This is a genomic window from Streptomyces sp. NPDC101160 (assembly GCF_044768205.1).
GTDB lineage: Bacteria > Actinomycetota > Actinomycetes > Streptomycetales > Streptomycetaceae > Streptomyces.
Map to the genome: position 1 here is coordinate 22286 of NZ_JBIWPJ010000004.1, position 19454 is coordinate 41739.

The window sequence follows — 19454 nt, forward strand, 5'->3', positions numbered from 1 at the left end:
TTGTTGCGCCGCCGTCGACGCACGAAGGAGCAGAGCCAGATGGGCACTCAGCAGGAGAAGGACGAGCTGTACGCGCTCGACATCAGCGGTGTCGAGTGGCAGGGCGCCCCCGGCACGAGCCCCGACGAGGAGCGGGTGGAGATCGCGCACCTGCCGGGCGGGGGCATCGCGATGCGCTCGTCGCTCGACCACGACACGGTGCTGCGCTACACGAAGGCGGAGTGGGACGCGTTCGTGCTGGGCGCGAAGGACGGCGAGTTCGACCTGATGTGAGGACGCGGGCACATGAGCTGAGGCCCGCCCCGGAAGGGGCGGGCCTCAGCTCATGTGGTGACCGGTCAGAAGGACTCGGTGAACAGGCGCGACGCCTTGACGTCCGTGGCGCGGTAGTTGTCCTTGCCCTGCTCGACGATCTGGGCCACCTTCTCCAGGCGGTCCTTCATGTCCGTGGCGCGCTTCTTGTACTTGCCCTGGAGGGTCTCGTACTCACGGTGCGCGTCACCGTCCCACGTGTCGGTGACGACCCGCAGCGCGGTGTCCATCTCCTCAAGGTCCTTGATGATGTGCTGCGAGACCGTCCGGATACGGTTCGCCATCTCCTGGACGCTCTCGTACCGAACCTTGGTGCCGGCGCTGTCGACAGACATGCTTCAGTCCCCCTACTTCGTCAGATGTTGTTGAGCGCGGAGTTGTTGACGGCGGCGAAGGTGGCACGCACGTCGTCGTCGTTCGCGTTGCTGAGGTTCTTCGTCTCGCCGACGGCGTGGAGCAGCACGTTCAGCAGGCGACGGATGGTGTCGTGGTCCTCGTTGACGAGGGTCTGGGCCTGCTTGAAGCCGGCCGCTCCGACACCGGTCCAGCCGGCGCTGCAGGTCTCCAGGATGTCGGCGAGCTCACGCGCCTGCTTAGTGACCGCCTCGCCGGTCTCCATGATCTTGTTCTTCGCCTTGACGATCGGATCGTCTGCGAGTCCGAACCCGCCTGCGGGAGTGCTCATGTGATGCTCCTCTTGTTGTCGATGGCGTTGCTCATGCGTCTGTCGACGCTCTCCTGCGTACGACCACCGCGACGACGATGCCGACGAGGGCAACGACGGCGATGGCACTCGCGGCGACGGCCCAGAGCGGGAAGCCGCTCTCGTCGGGCTCTGCTGCCGCTGCCCCCGTGTTCTCAGGAGAGGGGGAGGTCTGGGGTGACTGGGATGCCGGCGACTGGCTCGCTACGTGACTCGGTGCCGCACTCGCCTGCGCGGCGAGCAGCGGGTCGACGTTCGGGTCGCCCGGGTCGCCCTTGCCTTCGAGGAGGACCTGGGCGGGGCGGACGGAGCCGTAGCCGATGTACTTGCTGGGGACCGGCCCGTTGTGGCCGGCGGTCTCCAGCATGACGCGGAGGACCTGGTTGCCGGTCCAGTCGGGGTGCGCGGACCAGATGAGGGCGGCTACGCCGGAGGCGATGGCGGTGGCGCCGCTGGTGCCCTCGAAAGCGCAGTACTTGTTCTTGTCGCTGGTGCAACGGCCGGGCATCTCGACGCCTGGGGCGGCAAGAGCGAGGTGGGGACCGTAGTTGGAGAACTTGGCGACCTTGCCCTTGGTGTCGAGGGCGCCGACGGCGACCACTCCGGGGATGGCGGCCGGATAGACCGGGTTTCCTTCCCCATCGTTTCCGGAACCAGCGAAGATCAGGGCACCCTTTTTGCGGGCGTAGTCCACCGTCGCCCGCCAGGCAGCCGTATCCTCGTCGTGCGCGGGACCCGCCTGGGAGATGTTGATCACGCGAGCGCCATTGTCTGCGGCGTAGCGAACGGCCTTGTACGTCGTCTCCCAATCGATGCCATAGAAGGCACCTGTCCTTACGGGAAGAATCGTCGCGCCGGGGGCAATGCCCTTGACCCCGCCATTGACGCCGCTACCGGCGATCGCGAGGGCCATATTCGTGCCATGGCGGTCGGTGTCCTTGTCGTCCACCCGCCCCGGTCCCCCCAGGTCGAAGTCGCGTCCGGACAGCACGTTTCCGTGAAGCTCCGGCAACGTCGAGTCGACTCCGGAGTCGACCACGGCCACGGTGATGCCCTTGCCGGTGGCCACCTTCCAGATGTCGTCGGCCTTCATCGCGTCCAGGTACCACTGGCGCGACCGCATGTCGTCCGCATGCGCCGCCGGCGCCGCGACGATCCACGTCGCGACGACGGCGGTCATGGCGCCGAGCACGCCCACAGCTCGGCTGCGAACGACCCGGGTGAGGGGGGACATCAGGACATAACTCCTAGTCGATGACGGGCGGGACGATCCGGCGCTGACCCGCGGTCCACGTCTCCTCGTCTTCGGACAGGTAGTCGGGGCGGTGGCCGGACGTGCGCTCAGTCTCGTGGTCCTGTCCGGTCGATGCGGACGGGCGAACGAGCCCCGTTCCCCCCGGAGTGAACGCCGAGCGCCCAACTCCTCGGGACGCGGAGGGCGTTCCTACGGTTCCACCCTGCTCCATCGCCAGGCGGCGGCCAGAGGACCCACCGGACACGCCGGAGGGCCCGTGCATACCGCCGCCAGGACCGTGCATGCCCGCGGCGCCACGGCCGTACGGAGTGGAAGACCGCTGCTCCTCGCCGATGACCGTGCCCATCGACATCCGGGGCGGCCGCATGCCACCAACCCCCGGCCGGGTCGACGGCACCTGACGGCCGCCGACGATCCCCTCGGCGGTCCGGGGGCCGCTGCCCAGCGGGCCGGGCGTCTGGAGTCCGGCGCGTCCTGTCGGGCCCGGCAGGCCCGGCATGGCCGTACGAGGCAGGCCACGGCCGACCTGAGGGCCGGTCGGCGGAGTCACCGGCGGCAGCGGGACCGGCGGCGGGCCGACCGTCGTCACCGGCGGTGCCGTGGGCGGCTGCACGGTGGGCGGTTGTACCGGGGGACGCGTCGGGGCGTCCGGGACGAGGGTCGTCGAGTCGAGGTTCGTGTTCACCTCGGGCAGCGGCGGCCTCGTCGGTGAAGTCGGAGGCAGCGATACCGGGTCCTGGATCTGCCGCACTGTACCGCTCGGGGTTGTCACGTCAGCGCGCCGAAGAGACGCATGGTCCGTCGTAGCGGTGCCCGCGCCCGTGCCCGTATTCGTGCCAGAGCCAGTGCTGCCGCCGCTCCCCGTGCCGTATTCGCGCTCCCCAATGAAGACGTCACCGGGCGTCATCGGCTTGAACTCCGGCTGCCGCTCCGCCGCGATCCGCGTGCTCGTCGCGTCGTAATACGACGACAGCCGCTCCATCGCGCTCACCGCCTCCCGGAGCTTCGGGCCCGTCTCCGCCTCGATCCGGGCCTTCTCCTTCTCCGGGTCCGCGAAGCACATGCCCGCCGGCTTCGGCAGCGCCGCCTTCGCCTCGGTCAGGGCGCTGCCCGCGCGCTTCATCTCCTCGGAGACGACCTTGGTGAAGTCGCCGAGGACCAGCGTCTCGGACACCATGCCGGCGCCCCAGGTGCGGAACGCCTCGGCTCCCTCGCCCTCCCACTTCACGCGGGAGATGTAGTGACGAAGGTCCGCGGCGATGTCGAGGATCTTCGGCACGGCGGCCGCGAGCGCCTCGCCCGCGCCCGTGACGTCCTCCGGCTTGGCGGACGCGATCATCGCGTACAAGGCGTCCAGGGACTTGCCCTCGAACTCTCCAGACATCGTGCTGCACTCCCCCGCTTAGCTGAATCCGCCGGAGTCACCGGTGTCGGTCGTCGGCTTCGGCGCCGGCTGGCCGGGCTTGGCCGCGCCGCCCTGTCCGGCGTCGCCGTTGTGCTTCTTGTAGTCGTCCTCGGTGCGCTTCTGGATCTCCGCGAAGCGATGCCGCTCGTCTGCGTCCACGCCCGCGTAGCCCTTGTCGGCGATCTGCGCGCGGATCCCCATCGCCTCGATCGTCTCGCCGAAGATCTTCGTCAGTTCTTCGAGCCGCGTGCGCACCTTGTCGTACGCCCCGTGCAGCTCGGTCGCCGCGCTGAAGCCCGTGCCGTACGAGTCCGGCGTGACCTTCTGCTCGCCGATCTTCGTGTGTTCGGCCGGTGAACCCTTCAGATCCTCGACCAGCTTCTGCATGCGCGACTGGAAGGTCAGGAGCGTCACGTCTCCGACTTCCAGGCCGTTCTGCTTGCCGCCGTCCCCGTTCGGCCCTGCCACGTCAGTTCCCCCTCGTCCCGCTCGTCACGCGTACGAACTCGCCTACTCTAACCACCTGGTACGACAGTTCCAACTGCAAAGTCACCTAGGTACTCGTACTCATTCGCCGGCTCGCCGCACCGTCCCGCGCCGCCGCCTGCTGTCGCGCATCACCGTGGCCGTGCCTGCCACCACGGCGACCAGTACGGCGCCGATCCCCAGGGCGTACGTGGCGAGGCGCTCCGTGCGCTCCTGCGGGGTCTCCGCCAGGGAGATGTGGGCCGGTTCGGGGGCCGGGGCCTTTGAGGGGCCCGGGTCCGGGGTGGGGCCGGTGAGCGGGGGCTCCGGGCCGTCGGCGAGGGCACGGACGGGGTCGACGACGCCCCAACCCACGTGGTTGTCATGGCCGTTGACGGAGCGGATGGCGGTCTGCTCGATCCGGGTGACGATCTGCGCGGGCTTCCACTTCGGGTACTTGGCGCGCAGCAGGGCCGCCACTCCGGACACGTACGGGGCGGAGAAGCTCGTACCGTTGTCGACGCACTGGCCGCCGCCCGGCACGGTGGAGACCATGTCGACACCGGGTGCGGCGACTCCGACGAAGGTGCCGGACTGGGAGAAGGCGGCGCGTTCGTTGTTGCGATCGGAGGAGGCGACGGCGAGGACGCCCGGGAAGGCCGCGGGGTAGGTGTTCTTGAGTTTGCCGTCCATGCCGTCGTTGCCCGCGGAGGCGACCACGACCACGTTGGCGCGAATCGCTCGGGCCACCGCCTGACCCAACTTCGACTCAGGGCTCAGCGGCTGCGTCGTGTCCTGGGAGATGTTGATGACCTGGGCGCCCTTGCTCACCGCGTAGTCGATGGCCAGCGCCATGGTGTCGGACTTGCCGCTGTTCTTCTCGTCGTTCTGCCGGATCGGGATGATCGTGGCCTCGGGCGCCAGGCCGACGAATCCGGTGCCCTTGCGGGGGCGGGCGGCGATGATGCCGGCGACCTTGGTGCCGTGGCCGACCTCGTCGACCGTGCCGTCGGTCTTGCCGCGCTTGTCGTCGCCGGGTCCGGGGTTCTTCTTGTCGGGCTGGAGGTAGTCCTTGCCGGCCTTGGCGTCGACGGCGTGCGTGAGCTGCGGGTTGACGTCGTCGACGCCGGTGTCGATGACCGCGACCCGGACGCCCTTGCCCTTGGTGTCCTGCCACAACTCGTCGAGGAGCACCCGCTGGAGCGCCCAGGGCGTGCCCTCGATCTGCTTCTTCATCGGGAAGGTGCACTCGCCGCTGCCGTTTATGTCCACCGGCTGGTCCGGGTCCGTGTCGGCGTACGCCGCCGGGGCCGCGGCCAGCAGGCCCGCCATCGCCGTCGCCGCGAGCAGGGAGAGCCCTCGGTACGTCCTCACCAGCGTCACGCCCCTCACGAACCCTGCGGCTGGCGCGCGCTGTTGGTGTCCAGGCGCGGGCCCTTGGACAGGAACTCCGACCATTCGAGCGGTACGAGCACGGGGGTGACCCGTTCGTATCCGAGGCGCTTCTGGGCGTCGCTGGGTTCCGGGCGCCCGTCGTTCTGCTGCTGGTCGGGGGCGCCGATATCGGAGCGGTTCTTGTCGCTGTCGCCGTTGGCCTGGACGGCGTAGCGCAGTCCGGTGTCGGTGACGAGGAAGAGCGAGCCGTCGGGGCGGGCCTGCTTGCCGCCGCCCTGGAACTGGGTGTAGAGCAGGCCGGTGCCGGGGGTGACGTACGTGCTGGTGCCGCCGGCGGTGATCTCGGCGGGGTACTTGGCGCCGGCCCAGGTGGACAGCGTCGTACGGCCCTTGGAGTCCACGCTCTCCAGGACGGAGCAGATGGTGTCGCGGGAGCCGGCGTCGCCCACCGAGTTGACCTGGGTGGACTTCGCCTTGGGCCACTTCAGGCCGCCGCCGAACTCCTGCGAGTCGGGGGTGAGCGAGACCAGGTCGACCGCGGGTGCCTCGCCGGCCATGTCCAGGCTGTTGGTCTGCGGGGAGTTGATGATCAGCCAGGCGGTGAAGTCGGAGACCGGCTGCACCTTGCCCTGGAGAACGACGTAGTGCTGCATTCCGGAGCCCGTCGAGGCGCGGAGCACCATGCCGACCCGGTCCTGCTCGGGCTTCAGCCCGCCGTCGACGCCCGCGTCGGCGCCCACCTGACCGGGGATCAGGGGGTAGTCGACGGGGTCACCCGTCTTGAGGGTCGCCAGCCAGTCGTCGGTGACCTGCTGCGGCTCGCGATTGACGCCGAACAGGGCGGTGGTGAGGTTCTTGGCCTGCTCGTTGACGCGGTACTTGGTTCCGGTGTCGTCGACCAGGTACTGCGTCTTCCCCGTCTGCCCCTGCACGTACAGGATCTGACCCGGCTTCAGCTTGCTCTTGTTCTCGATGCGGTCGGTGTCGCGCTGCGCGAAGAGGAAGGTGGCCTTCTGCACGCTGCCGCCGTTGCCGCCGCCCGGCTGCTCGCACACGGCCCAGCGCTTCGCGGTGCCGGCGTCGGTGTCGCCGGGGAGGCGGTCGGGGGCGTACGGGATGCCGAGGATGGGGCCGCGCGGCGGCTTGCCCTTGTCGAGTTCGGCGTCGTCGACCTGGACGACGTGGAAGTCGTCGGGGTTCAGCAGGAGCCGGGCGGAGGCCAGGTTGAGCACCGGGTGGAGCAGGGTCTTCTTGTCCTTGCCCTTGCCGGTGGTGAGGACGACGTAGCGGGTGGTGGACTGCTTGCCGATGATCACGTTGGTGCCGGGCTTGTCCCAGCCCTTGGGCGCGGTGGGCCGGAACATGCCCCAGGCGCCGAACCCGGCGATCACGAGCGCGCCGATGACGAGGCCCGGGACGACCGCGCGCAGCGGCCTGGGCGCGCCCTCCTCCGTGCCCGTGGGCGAGGGTTGGAGGAATGCCGCCACCGTGCGCTTCTTCGCAAAGGTGTACGCGTTGAGCTCGTCCCGCCGTGATGCCATGAGTCCCCATTTTCGTCAGGCGCGGTCTTCGCGCGGCAGTCCACGGCAGCCCGGGGAGCATGGCGCCCGGGCCCCGGCTGTCGGACCGGCCCCCTACTATGCCTGCTGTTCGCCCGCGTTCGTGGGGCGGGTAGGGTGATCCGACCGCCAGAGGCCTGCCAAAGGGCCGGTGGGGCACGGTGATCGGGACGAATTGAGGGGGATTCTCCATCATGGCTTCCGCGACGCGGACGCGGCCCAGAGCGGCCGCGCCCCCTTCCGCACCCTCCGCGAACCCGCCCTCGGGGCCTGGTTCGAGCGCTTCCTCCGCGGTCCCGTCCTCGGTTTCGTCCTCGGTCTCACCGAGGCTGCAGGCACGCCCCGGACACTTCGGTGCGTTCCGATTGCAACAGCTCGTACTGATCGAGGTGGCGGCCGCGTTGCTGTTCGTCGCCGCGGTCGTCGACAAGCTGCTCCTGGTGCCCGCCGGCGTCGTCGCGGCGGTGCTCGTCCTGCTCGCGGTGGTGCGCCGGCACCGGCGTTCGCTGCCCGAGTGGCTCTCCACCTTCCTCGCGCTGCGCGCCCGTACCCGCCGCGCCGCCTCCTTCACCGTGCCGGAGGGCACGGAGCCGGGGCTCGCCCCGGTCGTGGAGTGCGACCCGGCGCTGCGCACGTACACGTACAGCGACCGTGAGCGGCGGCCGATCGGGATGATCGGCGACGGCACCTTCCTGACGGCGGTGGTACGGGTCGAGTCCGAGGGTTCGGCACTGCGCCCCGACCGCGGGGCGCGACCGCTGCCGGTCGGGCTCGTCCGGGACGTGCTCGAAGTCGACGGCATCCGCCTGGAGTCCGCGCAGATCGTGCAGCACACCCAGCCCGCGCCCGCGCCGCACCTGCCCGCGCAGTCGATGGCCGCGCGCAACTACGGGCCGCTGCAGGCGCAGACGGGTTCGCCCGCGCTCCGCGTCACCTGGGTCGCGCTCAAGCTGGACCCGGAGCTGTGCCGGGAGGCGGTCGAGGCGCGTGGCGGTGGTCTGAAGGGCGTGCAGAAGTGCCTCGTACGGGCGGCGGACCAGTTGACGAGCCGGCTCGCCGGGGCCGGTTTCCGGGCCGTCGTGCTGAGCGAGCAGGAGCTGACCGCGGCCCTCGCCACGTCCACCTGCGCCAGCCCCATGGCGATAGCGCAGGCGGGCCGCGGCCACGCCCCGGGCCGGCGCACGCAGGAGACCGCGCGCACCTGGCGGGTCGACGACCGGCGCCACACGACGTACTGGGTGGGCCGCTGGCCCCAGTTGGGCACCGCGGGCGGCGCGGGCGCGTCGATGCCGCAGCTGGTGGCGCTGCTGACGTCGCTGCCGGCGCTCGCGACGACGTTCAGCCTGACGCTGAGCGGGGGTGACCGCCAGGAGGTGACGGTCACCGGACACGTACGGATCACCGGGCGCAGCGACGAGGAGCTCGTGACCGCGCGGCACGAACTGGAGCGGGTGGCGCGCGGCGTGAAGACGGGTCTGGTGCGGCTCGACCGCGAACAGGTCCCGGGCATGCTGGCGACGCTGCCGCTGGGGGGTGCGCGCTGATGACGATGCCGGTGACGGGAGGCGCGGGGCCGGTGGCGGGAGGCGCGGTGCCCGGCGGGGGTGGAGTGCCCATGCCTGCTGGGGGTGGGGTGCCTGTGCCCGGCGGGGCGCAGGGGCCGGTGCCGGGTGGGATGCCGGTGGCAGGCGGATTGCCGATGCAGGGCAGTGCGCCGATGGCGGGCGGAGCAGCCGTGCAAGGCGGGGCTCCCGTGGCCGGTGGAGTGCCCGTGGCGGTGCCGGCCGCCGGCATGGCCGGCAACGGACCGGCGGGCGGTACGCGTGCCCGGCGGGGCGGCGGGCGGCGCGCCGGCGGCCGGGGCGGGCAGGGTGGCGCAGCGGCTCGTACGGGACGGGGCACGAAGGCCCGGTTCGGCTTCGGGCTCATCGGGCCGCGCCGGGACCGCCACTCCGTCCCGGTCGACCAACTCGACGCGCTGGCCCTGCCGGTGGGCGACGACGGCATGGTCATCGGCGTGGACGCCGAGGGCCGACCGGCCGTGCTCGGCATCAACCAGCCGAGCCCGTACGACGTCACGCTCATCGGCGGCCTCTGGACCGCGCAGGTCCTCGCGCTGCGCGCGGCGGCCACCGGTGCCCGCGTCGCCGTGGAGACCGGGCGCGCGCCCGCCTGGACGGCCCTTGCCCAGGCGGCCGGCGGCGGCCAGCCCTGCGTCACCCTGCACGACGTGGGCCGGGTGCCGCCGCAGGGCGCGTCCGCGGGCAGTCCCGTGGTCGTCATCCGCGACTGCGGCATGCGGCCGCCGCGCGGGCGCGTGGTGTCCGGGCCGTGGCAGTCGGTCCTGACGCTCCTGCCGTATCTGAGCCCGGTGGCTCCGCGGCTGCTCGAGAAGTCCTCGCTCGTCGGCGTCCAGCGGGTCTCCCCCGACGAGGCGGCGCAGATCGGCCGCATCATGGGCCTGCAGCGCGCGGAGTGGGAGGCGCTGTCCACGCTGGCGGACGGCGTGACGCTGTGGTGCACGCCGGGCGACCGTCAGTTCGTGATGACCCAGGCGACGGACGCCGAGACGGGGCTGCTCGGCGGCGCCCGCCGGATGGACTGAGGCATCGAGGGACTGAAGCACTGAAGGACTGAAGGCGGGCTTGGCTCGGTTGCCAAATCTGCCCGGTTTTAGACACATTGAGCGCATTTGGATCACCGGGCGGTTCACTGTCCGGTACCCGCAGGTCACTTGAGGACCGGATGTGACGCTGTGGTGGGCTGTCGGCCCTGCCCGGGGGGCGCGGTTGGCGTTTAGGGTGGGATGTGCCCGCCCACGACTGCACACGGGTGCGCGACCACACCAGGAGGCAAAGTGAACCGCGATCGGGACGAGGTCCAGGGGGGTTGGAATCCTCCCGTCGACGATCAGTCCGACGCAGATCCCGCCGAGATGACGGGTGAGTTCACCATCGACTACACCCCTCCGGCCTGGTACACGCAGAACGCGGCCGGCGGCGGCGGTACGGGCTCCGCGCCCACCCCTCCCCCGCCCAGCGGCGCACCCCTCGCCGTCCCCGGCGCCTGGGCGTCGCCGCCCGCCGCTCCGGCGGCCTCCCTTCCGCCGGCGTCCGTTCCGCCGGCTCCTGTTCCGTCGGCCCCTGCTCCTCCGGCCGTGACTGCGGCACCGGTGGCGCCCGCGGCCGAGCCGTTCGGCGGCGGGGACGTGGAGAGCGGCGCGACGATGCGGTTCTCTCCGGCGGCGCTGAAGCGGGAGTTCGCGGAGCGGGACGCGGCGGCAGCGGCCGGCGCTCCGGCGGCGGGGCCTGCGGCCCCGGTGCCGGGCACGGACGCGGGCACTGCTGCGGGCTCTGCTGCGGGCACGGCTGCTGGTACGGACCCGGGTGCCGCGGCGGCTGTGACTTCCACGCCTGAGGCCGGTGGGTGGTCCGCCACCGCCGGGGCGCCCGTCGGCACGGCGGGCCCGCTGCCGGGTGCGCTCCCGGAGGGCTTCGTCGGCGCGACGGAACCCACTGCGCCGCCTCAGGCGAACGACGATGACGTGCGGGCGGCCGCCGCCGCGCCGGAGGGTTCTGCCGACGCGGAGGTTCCGGCTGAGCCGTCCGTGAGTTCCGTGAGTTCCGTACGTTCCGTGAGTGACGCCGCCGCGCCGGAGGCCGGTGCCGGCACCGGGCTTGCGGCCGACGGTGCTTCCGCCGCGCCGGAGGCCGTTGAGACTTCCCTCGCGTCCGAGGAGCACGTCGACACGGCCTCGGCGCTGGAGACGGCGGAGGCGCCGGTTGCCGAGGCCCCCGCGGGCTCGGCCCCGGGCGTGGGCGGTACCGAGCCGGAGGCCGACGACGACTCGGCCTCCGAGGTGAAGACGCCCGTCGGTACCTCCGTCGAGGCAGGCGAGGCGGGCGTTGCAGCCTCCTCCGCGACGACCGGCGCCGATGACGAGGCGGCGAGCGCGGCGACCGGGGACAGCTCCCCGGCCCCGCTCGACACCGGCGGTGTGGACACCGCCGCCGCCTCCGACGACGCGGCCGCGCAGACCGCTCCGGAGGGCGACGCGCCCGCGAGCGGCGACGACGACGCACCTCTCGCCGGCTCCGAGGCCACGCCGGGTTCGGACCCGGCCGCCCCCGTCGGCGCGGACGCCGTCCCCGGATTCCCGGCACCCGCAGGCAACCCGGCTTCCGTCCCCGCGCCCGCCTCCGCCCCGCAGGACGCCGTCCCCGGCGGGCTGCCGCCCGCCGCGCCCGGGCCGATGCCCGGTCAGGGCGGTGCGCTGCCGCCGCTCCCGCCGTCGTTCCAGCCGGCGACGCCCGCGGGCGCGCCGCAGTGGCCCGCGCAGGGCGCGCCCGGTGAGCAGCCGGTGCCGCCGGCGGCCGGGCCGATGCCCGCCGCCGCCTCGTGGCCGGCGCCGCCCGGACCCGTACCGCAGCAGGCACCGCAGGGCGGTTACGGCTTCCCGCACCCGGGACAGCCCGCTCAACCCGCCCCGGTTGCCCAGCCCGGCCACCAGCCCCAGCCCCCGGCACCCCAGGCCGGTTACGGCTTCCCGCACCAGCCCGGCCAGCAGTCCCAGCCCCAGCCCCCGGCCCCCCAGGGCGGATACGGCTTCCCGCACCCCGGTCAGCCGCCGCTCCCGCCCCAGGAGCCCCAGCCGTCCCAGCCGCAGCCCCAGGGTTACGGCTTCCCGCAGCAGGCACAGCCTCCGGCCGCCCCGCAGGGCGGCTACGGCTTCCCGCACCCGGGACAGCCCGCCCAGCCCGCCTCGGCTGCCCAGCCCGGTCAGCAGCCCCACCAGCCCCAGCCGCCGCAGGCCCCGGAGGCCGGCTACGGCCAGCCCACCCCGCCCTCGGCTCCCCAGGCCGGCTACGGCTTCCCTCAGCAGCCCCAGCCCCCCGCGCCCGTCGACCCCCGTACCGGTGCCGCGTGGCCCACCGCCGTGACGCACGATCAGCGCGAGCGGTCCGTGCCCGGCGCGCCGCTCGGGTACAACGCGGCGGTCGAGCTGTCGTCGGACCGGCTGCTCCGCAACACCAAGCAGAAGGCGAAGTCGTCCCGCAACCCCGGCTCCGCCGCGCGCTTCAAGCTCGGCGGCAAGCGGGAGGAGGCGGAGCGGCAGCGGAAGCTGGAGCTGATCCGGACGCCGGTGCTCTCCTGCTACCGGATCGCGGTGATCTCGCTCAAGGGCGGCGTCGGCAAGACGACGACCACGACCGCGCTCGGGTCGACCCTCGCGACCGAGCGGCAGGACAAGATCCTGGCGATCGACGCGAACCCGGACGCCGGCACGCTGGGCCGCCGGGTGCGGCGCGAGACCGGGGCGACGATCCGCGACCTCGTGCAGGCGATCCCGTACCTGAACTCGTACATGGACATCCGCCGGTTCACCTCGCAGGCGCCCTCCGGTCTGGAGATCATCGCCAACGACGTGGACCCGGCCGTGTCGACGACGTTCAACGACGAGGACTACCGGCGGGCGATCGACGTCCTGGGCAAGCAGTACCCGATCATCCTGACGGACTCCGGAACCGGCCTGCTCTACAGCGCCATGCGCGGGGTGCTCGACCTTGCCGATCAGCTGATCATCATCTCGACGCCGTCCGTCGACGGCGCGTCCAGCGCGTCGACGACGCTGGACTGGCTGTCGGCGCACGGGTACGCGGAGCTGGTGCAGCGGTCGATCACGGTCATCTCCGGGGTCCGTGAGACCGGAAAGATGATCAAGGTCGACGACATCGTGCAGCACTTCCAGACGCGCTGCCGCGGTGTGGTCGTCGTGCCGTTCGACGAGCACCTGGCGGCGGGCGCCGAGGTCGACCTCGACATGATGCGGCCGAAGACCCGGGAGGCGTACTTCAACCTCTCGGCGATGGTGGCCGAGGACTTCGTACGGGCACAGCAGGCGCAGGGCCTGTGGACCGCCGCGGACGGGCAGGGCGGGATGCCGCCGCACATGGCCCCGCCCATGCCGGGCCAGCCGCAGCCGTACCAGGGCCAGCCGTATCCCGGCCAGCCGTATCCGGACCAGCAGCAGCCGTACGGAGCGCAGCCCGCACCCGGCCAGTCGGTGCCCGGCCAGCCCTACCCGCCGCAGCCCGCGCCCGGCCAGCCCTACCCGCCGCAGCCCGCGCCGGGACAGCCGTACGGAGCGCAGCCCGCGCCCGGGCAGATGTACGGGGCGCAGCCGGGCCAGCCGCCCGTGCCGCAGGGCTGGCAGCAGCCTCCGGCCGCCCCGCAGCCTCCGCAGGCGCCGCCAGCCCCTCAGCAGTAGGGCGTCACAGGATGAGACCAATGAGACCCCGTACCGGTGTTCCGGTACGGGGTCTCGTGGCATTCACGCAGTCCACAAGGGGTTTGATGCATCGTTGACGACGGGAGATCACCGCTGATACACCTTCGCTTCGTCCGTCGTCAGCCCAAGATCCACGGCACAACTCCTACGTGAGGTCACGTCCCATGGTCATGGTCACGAAGGTTCCACCCCGCTCCAGAGCAGCCCGCCCCCTACGTTCCCTCCGCCCCCTCCGCCTCCTCGTCGCCGCCGGGCTCACCGCCGCCTCCCTGGCCGCCGTCCCGGGGACGGCGCAGGCCGAGGACGGCAAGGCGGACTCCGGTTCCACCCTCACCGTCGCCGTCTCGCAGAGCGTCGACTCGCTCTCGCCGTTCCTGGCCCAGAAGCTCGTCTCCACCAGCATCCACCGGCTGGCCTACGAGTACCTGACCAACTACGACGCGAAGGACGCGCACCCGGTCCCGGGCCTGGCCACCGCCTGGAAGTCCTCGCCGGACAAGCTCACCTGGACGTACACCATCCGCAAGGACTCGTACTGGTCCGACGGGCAGCAGGCCACCGCCGAGGACGCGGCCTGGACCTTCGACAAGATGATGACCGACCCGAACGCGGCCACCGCCAACGGCAGCTTCACGGCCAACTTCAAGAAGGTCTCCGCGCCCGACCCGCAGACCCTGGTCATCGAGCTGAAGCAGCCGCAGGCGACCATGACGGCGCTCGACGTGCCGATCGTGCCGAAGCACGTGTGGGAGAAGGTCTCCGACTTCTCCAAGTTCAACAACGACCAGCAGTTCCCGATCGTCGGCAACGGCCCGTTCGTCATCACGGACTTCAAGGTCGACCAGTACATCAAGCTGAAGCCGAACAAGCGGTTCTGGCGCGGTGCACCCAAGTTCGACGAGCTGGTCTTCAAGTACTACAAGGACGGGGACGCGGCCGTGGCCGCGCTGCAGAAGGGCGAGGTGTCCTTCGTACCGAACCTGACGCCCGCCCAGGCCGCCGCCCTGAAGACGCAGCGGAACATCAAGGTCAACGACGCCCCGGGCCGCCGCTTCTACGCGCTCGCCACCAACCCGGGCGCCCGTGCCAAGGACGGGAAGACCTTCGGCAACGGCAACAAGGCGCTGCTCGACCCGGAGGTGCGCAAGGCGCTGTTCCTGGCCGTGGACCGGGCGACGCTGGTCGACAAGGTGTTCCAGGGCCACGCCGTCGAGGGCCAGGGCTACATCCCGCCGCGCTTCGCCTCGTACTTCTGGCAGCCGGCCGACGCGCAGAAGCGCTCGTACGACCCCGCGAAGGCCGAGCAGGTCCTGGACGCGGCCGGATACCGCAAGAACGGCGACGGCAAGCGGCTCGGCAAGGACGGCAGGCCGCTGGAGTTCCGCATCCTGTGCCACGCCACCGACCCGAACGACAAGGCGGTCGGCAAGTACCTGCAGGAGTGGTGGGGCAGGCTCGGCATCGGGCTGAAGGTCGAGTGTCTGGACAGCGTCTCCGACCCGTGGGTGAAGGGCGACTACGACCTCGCCTTCGACGGCTGGTCGGTCAACCCCGACCCGGACTACGTGCTGTCCATCCACACCTGCGGCACGCTGCCCGCGACGCCGAAGGACACCGGCGCCACCGACAACTTCATCTGCGACCCGGCCTTCGACGCGCTCTACGCGCGGCAGGCCGTCGAGTACGACGCCGCCAAGCGCACCGACCTGGTCAAGCAGATGCAGTCGCGGCTCTACGACACCGGGTACATGAACGTGATGGCGTACCCGAACGCCCTGGAGGCGTACCGCACCGACCAGATCCGCTCCATCACCACCATGCCCGAGGCCGGCGGCAACCTCTACGGCCAGGACGGCTACTGGAGCTGGTGGTCGGCGGTGCCGGCCGCGCAGGCGTCCGACGACGCGGCGTCCGGCGGCTCGTCCACCGGCGCGGTCATCGGGATCGGCGCGGCGGTCGTGGTCGTCGTCGGCGCCGGGATCTTCCTGATGATGCGCCGCCGCTCCACCGCCGACGACCGCGAGTAGCCAGTGACCAGCGCAAGCACACCCAGCGCAGGCACGCCCGGCGCGAGCACGCACAGCGCGGGCACGCCCGCCTCCTCGGTGGTCCCGGCCGACGCGGCCCGGGCCACCGAGGGCGGCGCCCCCCGCAGCCGTACCGCCGCCGCCCTGCCGTATCTCCGCCACGCGGCGACGAAGGCCGCCGGCGCGGCCGTCTCGCTGCTCGCCGTCCTGGTCACCAGCTTCTTCCTGTTCCGGATCATCCCGGGCGACCCGGTGAAGACGATGACCCACGGCATGCCCACGACGGCCGAGCAGCTGGCGACCCTGCGCCACCAGTTCGGGCTCGACCTGCCGCTGTGGCAGCAGTTCACCGACTACTGCGGCAAGGCGCTGACCGGCGACCTCGGCACCTCCTTCCAGTTCCGCGCGCCGGTCGGCGACCTCATCGCGCAGAAGCTGCCGGCGACGCTGCTGCTCACCGGCACGGCCGTCGTCCTCTACTCGGCGCTCGGCCTGTGGCTGGGCACCCGCTCCGCCTGGCGGCACGGCAGCCTCGGCGACCGGGTGAACACGGGCGTGGCGCTGACCCTGTGGTCGGTGCCGTCGTTCTGGCTCGGGCTGCTGCTCATCATCGTGTTCTCGGTCGGCATGGGGCCGGTCCCGGGGCTGTTCCCGACCGGCGGCATGGAGTCCGGCACCGGGCAGACCGGCTTCGCGTACGTGCTCGACGTCGCTCACCACATGGTGCTGCCGGTGCTCACGCTGGTCGCGGTCGGGTACGCGCAGACGCTGCTCGTCATGCGCTCCTCGCTGCTCGACGAGATGGGCGGCGACTATCTGACCACCGCCCGGGCGAAGGGGCTGCGCGACGACGCGGTGCGGCGCCGGCACGCCGTGCCGAACGCGCTGCTGCCCACCGTCACCATGGTCTTCATCAACCTCGGCCATGTGGCGGCCGGTTCGATCCTGGTGGAGACGGTGTTCTCCTGGCCGGGCCTCGGCGGGCTGTTCTACCAGGCGCTGAGCGTGCCCGATCTGCCGCTCGTGCAGGGCCTGTTCGTGGTGTTCGCCGGCGCGATGATCGTGATGAACCTGGTCGCCGACCTCCTCTATCCGCTGCTCGACCCCCGGGTGGGCCGATGACCTCTCCGACGACCTCTCCCACGCCTTCTCCCACGCCCCCTCCCGCCTCCTCAACCACCACCTCTCTGGCCTGGCAACGCCGGCGCGGCAGCGTCGCCCGCTTCTGGAAGCAGTACCGCACCCACCGCGCCGGGCTCTGGGGCCTGGCCGGGCTCGCCGTCATCGGCCTGATCGCGCTGGCCGCGCCGCTGCTCGTCGGCGCCGACGTGCAGTCGGTGACCCACGCGCCGGGCACCGCCCTGGAGTCGCCGAGCGCCGAATTCCCGCTGGGCACCGACCAGTTCGGACGTCCGCTGCTCGGGCTGCTGGTCTGGGGCGCGCGGATCTCGCTGCTCGTGGGGCTGCTTGCGGCGGCGCTCTCGGTCGCCATCGGCACGCTCGTCGGGATCCTCGCCGGGCACTACGGCGGCTGGTTCGCCACGGTCGTCATGCGGATCACCGACTGGTTCCTGGTGATGCCGACGCTGGTCCTGGCGATCGTGCTCGCGACGGTGATGTCCCGCTCGATGTGGACGGTGATCCTGGCGATCGGGGTGACCAGCTGGCCGACGACCGCCCGCCTGGTGCGCGCGCAGACGATCGCGGTCGAGTCCCGCCCGTACATCGAGCGGGCCACGGCCCTGGGCGGCGGGCACGGGCACGTCATGGCCCGGCACGTGCTGCCGAACGTGATGCCGCTGGTGCTCGCGCAGACCACGCTGGGCATCTCGACGGCCATCCTCACCGAGGCGACGCTCGCCTTCCTGGGGCTCGGCGACCCGGCCGTGGTCTCCTGGGGCGGGATGCTCCAGGACGCGCGCGAGGCGGGCGCGGTCTCGTCGGGGCACTGGTGGTACCTGGCCCCGCCCGGGATCGCCATCGCGCTGGTAGCGCTCGCGTTCACGCTGTGCGGGCGGGCCGTCGAGTCCGTCCTCAACCCGAAGCTGGGGGTGGGGCGTTGAGCACGCCACCGCTGTTGGAGGTACGGAACCTGAGCGTGACGTACGGGTCCGGGCCGGCCGCCGTCCCGGCCGTACGGGGCGTCGGCCTCACCCTTCCCGCCGGGCAGAAGCTCGGGATCGCGGGCGAGTCGGGCTGCGGCAAGTCGACGATGGCGCTCGCGCTGCTCCGGCTGCTGCCCGCCTCGGCCCGTCTCACCGGCGAGATCCTGCTCGACGGCGAGGACGTCCTGGCCATGAAGTGGGGCCGGCTGCGGGCGGTGCGCTGGGCGGGGGCGTCCATCGTCTTCCAGGGCGCGATGCACTCGCTGAACGCCGTGCGCCGGATCGGCGACCAGATCGCCGAGCCGCTGCTCGTGCACGGCATCGCCACCCCGGCGGCGGCCCGGAAGCGGGTCGGCGAGCTCCTGGAGCACGTGGGCCTGCCGGCCGCGCGGGCGGCGGCGTATCCGCACGAGCTGTCCGGCGGGCAGCGGCAGCGCGTGATGATCGCGATGGCGCTCGCCTGCGATCCGCGGCTCATCGTCGCGGACGAGCCGACGACCGCGCTCGACGTGATGATCCAGGCGCAGATCCTGCGGCTCATCGAGCAGCTGGTCGCGCAGGAGGACATCGGTCTGCTGATGATCAGCCACGATCTGGCGGTGCTCGCCGACACCTGCGACCGGCTGGCCGTGATGTACGCGGGGCGGGTGGTCGAGGAGGGTCCGGCGAAGGCGGTGTACGAGGCGGCCGCGCACCCCTACGGGCGGGCGCTGTCCTCGGCGTTCCCGCGCATCGGCGATCCGGCGTCCCGGCGCGCCCCGCGCGGCCTGCCGGGCGATCCGCCGGACCCGGCGGCCCTGCCGGGCGGGTGCACCTTCCATCCGCGCTGTCCGGTGGCGGAGGCGCGGTGCGCGGTGGAGGACCAGGAACTGCGGGACGCGGGCGCGGGGCGCCGGGCGGCCTGCGTACACGTGGGGAGCACGGCATGAGCGCTTCGGCACCACTGCTTTCGGCCCGGGACCTGCGGGTGGAGTTCCCCGGGCGGCGGGGCGCCCCGGTCGCCCGGGCCGTGGACGGGGTGGACCTGGACATCGGCGCGGGTGAGATCGTGGCGCTGGTCGGCGAGTCGGGCTGCGGCAAGACGACGCTGGCCCGCTCGCTGCTCGGCCTGGTCCGCCCCGGCGCGGGGTCGGTGCGGTTCGCGGGCGCGCCGCTGTCGTACACGGGCAGGGCGCTCAAGGCGTACCGGAAGCGGGCCCAGTTGGTGCTCCAGGACCCGAGCGGTTCGCTGAACCCGCGGCACACGGTGTACGACGCGGTGGCGGAGGGGCTGCGGATCCACGGGTACGGGGGTGACGAGCGGGCGGCGGTCGCGGAGGCGCTCTCGCGGGCCGGACTGCGGCCGCCGGAGCGGTTCTTCCTGCGCTATCCGCACGAGCTGTCCGGCGGGCAGCGGCAGCGCGTGGTGATCGCGGGCGCGCTGGTCCTGGAGCCGGAACTGATCGTCGCGGACGAGCCGGTGGCCTCGCTCGACGCGTCGGTGCGCGGCGAGATCCTGGCGCTGCTGCTGCGGCTGCGCGACGAACTGGGCCTCTCGGCGCTGGTCGTGACGCACGACCTGGGGCTCGCGTGGAACATCGCGGACCGGGTGGCGGTCATGTACCTGGGCCGGATCGTGGAGACCGGCCCGGTGGAGGACGTACTGACGAACCCTCGGCACCCGTACACGCAGGCGCTGTTGTCGGTGCTTCCGGAGTCCGGGGGCGAGCCGGTGGTGCTGACCGGCGAGCCCCCGGACCCGGCGCGCATCCCGTCCGGCTGCCGCTTCCACGCCCGCTGCCAGGTCCTCGCCTCGGGCACGGCGGCGGAGGTCGCGGACCGCTGCCGCACGGAGGACCTGCCGGTGCTCGGCGGTGGCGGCGGGGAGCGGGCGGTGGCCTGTCACTGGGCGCACGGAGCGGCGGTACGGGGCTGAGGCCCGTACCGCCGCCGGGTCGGT

The 19454-nt window shown here is 72.3% G+C and carries 16 protein-coding genes; 9 read left to right on the top strand and 7 right to left on the bottom strand.

What is annotated here, in order from left to right:
• Positions 1-39 precede the first annotated feature (39 nt).
• A complete protein-coding gene (locus ACIRSU_RS13160; protein ID WP_389209133.1) occupies positions 40-273 on the top strand; it encodes a DUF397 domain-containing protein in 234 nt (77 codons plus the stop codon).
• A gap of 65 nt (positions 274-338) precedes the next feature.
• Here the strand turns inward: ACIRSU_RS13160 and ACIRSU_RS13165 are convergent, their stop codons facing one another.
• The 7 genes from ACIRSU_RS13165 to eccB all read right to left on the bottom strand — a co-directional run bounded on the left by ACIRSU_RS13165 (position 339) and on the right by eccB (position 7076).
• Positions 339-647 carry a WXG100 family type VII secretion target gene (locus ACIRSU_RS13165; protein ID WP_403791550.1) on the bottom strand — a complete coding sequence of 103 codons (309 nt, stop codon included), beginning with the start codon at positions 645-647 and terminating at the stop codon, positions 339-341.
• A 20-nt stretch (positions 648-667) separates the two neighbouring features.
• The gene (locus tag ACIRSU_RS13170) at positions 668-997 is read right to left on the bottom strand and encodes a hypothetical protein (RefSeq protein WP_403791551.1); all 330 of its coding nucleotides are present in this window, start codon (positions 995-997) and stop codon (positions 668-670) included.
• 31 nt (positions 998-1028) lie between these two features.
• On the bottom strand, positions 1029-2195 hold the full coding sequence (locus ACIRSU_RS13175) for a S8 family serine peptidase (RefSeq protein WP_403791553.1): 1167 nt from the start codon (positions 2193-2195) through the stop codon (positions 1029-1031).
• A 67-nt stretch (positions 2196-2262) separates the two neighbouring features.
• Positions 2263-3654, bottom strand: a complete 1392-nt coding sequence (locus ACIRSU_RS13180; protein ID WP_403791555.1) for a hypothetical protein — start codon at positions 3652-3654, stop codon at positions 2263-2265.
• 18 nt (positions 3655-3672) lie between these two features.
• Positions 3673-4143, bottom strand: a complete 471-nt coding sequence (locus ACIRSU_RS13185) for a hypothetical protein (protein WP_403791557.1) — start codon at positions 4141-4143, stop codon at positions 3673-3675.
• Between the two features lie 99 nt (positions 4144-4242).
• Positions 4243-5472, bottom strand: coding sequence for a type VII secretion-associated serine protease mycosin (mycP, locus tag ACIRSU_RS13190; RefSeq protein WP_403792521.1), 1230 nt, complete (start codon positions 5470-5472; stop codon positions 4243-4245).
• 56 nt (positions 5473-5528) lie between these two features.
• The gene (gene eccB / locus ACIRSU_RS13195) at positions 5529-7076 is read right to left on the bottom strand and encodes a type VII secretion protein EccB (RefSeq protein WP_403791558.1); all 1548 of its coding nucleotides are present in this window, start codon (positions 7074-7076) and stop codon (positions 5529-5531) included.
• A gap of 212 nt (positions 7077-7288) precedes the next feature.
• On the opposite strand from eccB, the gene eccE reads away from it, so the two are divergent.
• The 8 genes from eccE (at position 7289) to ACIRSU_RS13235 (ending at position 19430) form a co-directional block, all read left to right on the top strand.
• Complete coding sequence (eccE, locus tag ACIRSU_RS13200; protein WP_403791560.1) at positions 7289-8638, top strand: type VII secretion protein EccE; 1350 nt, start codon at positions 7289-7291, stop codon at positions 8636-8638.
• Positions 8639-8886: 248 nt separating this feature from the next.
• Positions 8887-9699, top strand: coding sequence for a hypothetical protein (locus ACIRSU_RS13205; protein ID WP_403792523.1), 813 nt, complete (start codon positions 8887-8889; stop codon positions 9697-9699).
• 252 nt (positions 9700-9951) lie between these two features.
• Positions 9952-13362, top strand: a complete 3411-nt coding sequence (locus tag ACIRSU_RS13210) for an SCO5717 family growth-regulating ATPase (protein WP_403791561.1) — start codon at positions 9952-9954, stop codon at positions 13360-13362.
• A gap of 191 nt (positions 13363-13553) precedes the next feature.
• A complete protein-coding gene (locus ACIRSU_RS13215) occupies positions 13554-15410 on the top strand; it encodes an ABC transporter substrate-binding protein (RefSeq protein WP_403792525.1) in 1857 nt (618 codons plus the stop codon).
• Between the two features lie 78 nt (positions 15411-15488).
• Positions 15489-16532, top strand: a complete 1044-nt coding sequence (locus ACIRSU_RS13220) for an ABC transporter permease (protein ID WP_403792527.1) — start codon at positions 15489-15491, stop codon at positions 16530-16532.
• Positions 16529-17473, top strand: a complete 945-nt coding sequence (locus ACIRSU_RS13225; protein ID WP_403791563.1) for an ABC transporter permease — start codon at positions 16529-16531, stop codon at positions 17471-17473. The genes ACIRSU_RS13220 and ACIRSU_RS13225 overlap by 4 nt, the downstream gene beginning before the upstream one ends.
• Positions 17419-18444: an ABC transporter ATP-binding protein gene (locus tag ACIRSU_RS13230; protein ID WP_403791565.1), complete on the top strand. Its 1026-nt coding sequence runs from the start codon at positions 17419-17421 to the stop codon at positions 18442-18444. Before ACIRSU_RS13225 ends, ACIRSU_RS13230 begins: the two co-directional genes overlap by 55 nt.
• Complete coding sequence (locus tag ACIRSU_RS13235; protein WP_403791566.1) at positions 18441-19430, top strand: oligopeptide/dipeptide ABC transporter ATP-binding protein; 990 nt, start codon at positions 18441-18443, stop codon at positions 19428-19430. The genes ACIRSU_RS13230 and ACIRSU_RS13235 overlap by 4 nt, the downstream gene beginning before the upstream one ends.
• Positions 19431-19454 lie beyond the last annotated feature (24 nt).

Coding starts and splice junctions, on each gene's coding strand:
- ACIRSU_RS13160 (WP_389209133.1), top strand. CDS start 40: ATGGGCACTCAGCAGGAGAAGGACGAGCTGTACGCGCTCGACATCAGC.
- ACIRSU_RS13165 (WP_403791550.1), bottom strand. CDS start 647: ATGTCTGTCGACAGCGCCGGCACCAAGGTTCGGTACGAGAGCGTCCAG.
- ACIRSU_RS13170 (WP_403791551.1), bottom strand. CDS start 997: ATGAGCACTCCCGCAGGCGGGTTCGGACTCGCAGACGATCCGATCGTC.
- ACIRSU_RS13175 (WP_403791553.1), bottom strand. CDS start 2,195: ATGACCGCCGTCGTCGCGACGTGGATCGTCGCGGCGCCGGCGGCGCAT.
- ACIRSU_RS13180 (WP_403791555.1), bottom strand. CDS start 3,654: ATGTCTGGAGAGTTCGAGGGCAAGTCCCTGGACGCCTTGTACGCGATG.
- mycP (WP_403792521.1), bottom strand. CDS start 5,472: ATGGCGGGCCTGCTGGCCGCGGCCCCGGCGGCGTACGCCGACACGGAC.
- eccB (WP_403791558.1), bottom strand. CDS start 7,076: ATGGCATCACGGCGGGACGAGCTCAACGCGTACACCTTTGCGAAGAAG.
- eccE (WP_403791560.1), top strand. CDS start 7,289: ATGGCTTCCGCGACGCGGACGCGGCCCAGAGCGGCCGCGCCCCCTTCC.
- ACIRSU_RS13205 (WP_403792523.1), top strand. CDS start 8,887: ATGGCCGGCAACGGACCGGCGGGCGGTACGCGTGCCCGGCGGGGCGGC.
- ACIRSU_RS13215 (WP_403792525.1), top strand. CDS start 13,554: ATGGTCACGAAGGTTCCACCCCGCTCCAGAGCAGCCCGCCCCCTACGT.
- ACIRSU_RS13225 (WP_403791563.1), top strand. CDS start 16,529: ATGACCTCTCCGACGACCTCTCCCACGCCTTCTCCCACGCCCCCTCCC.
- ACIRSU_RS13235 (WP_403791566.1), top strand. CDS start 18,441: ATGAGCGCTTCGGCACCACTGCTTTCGGCCCGGGACCTGCGGGTGGAG.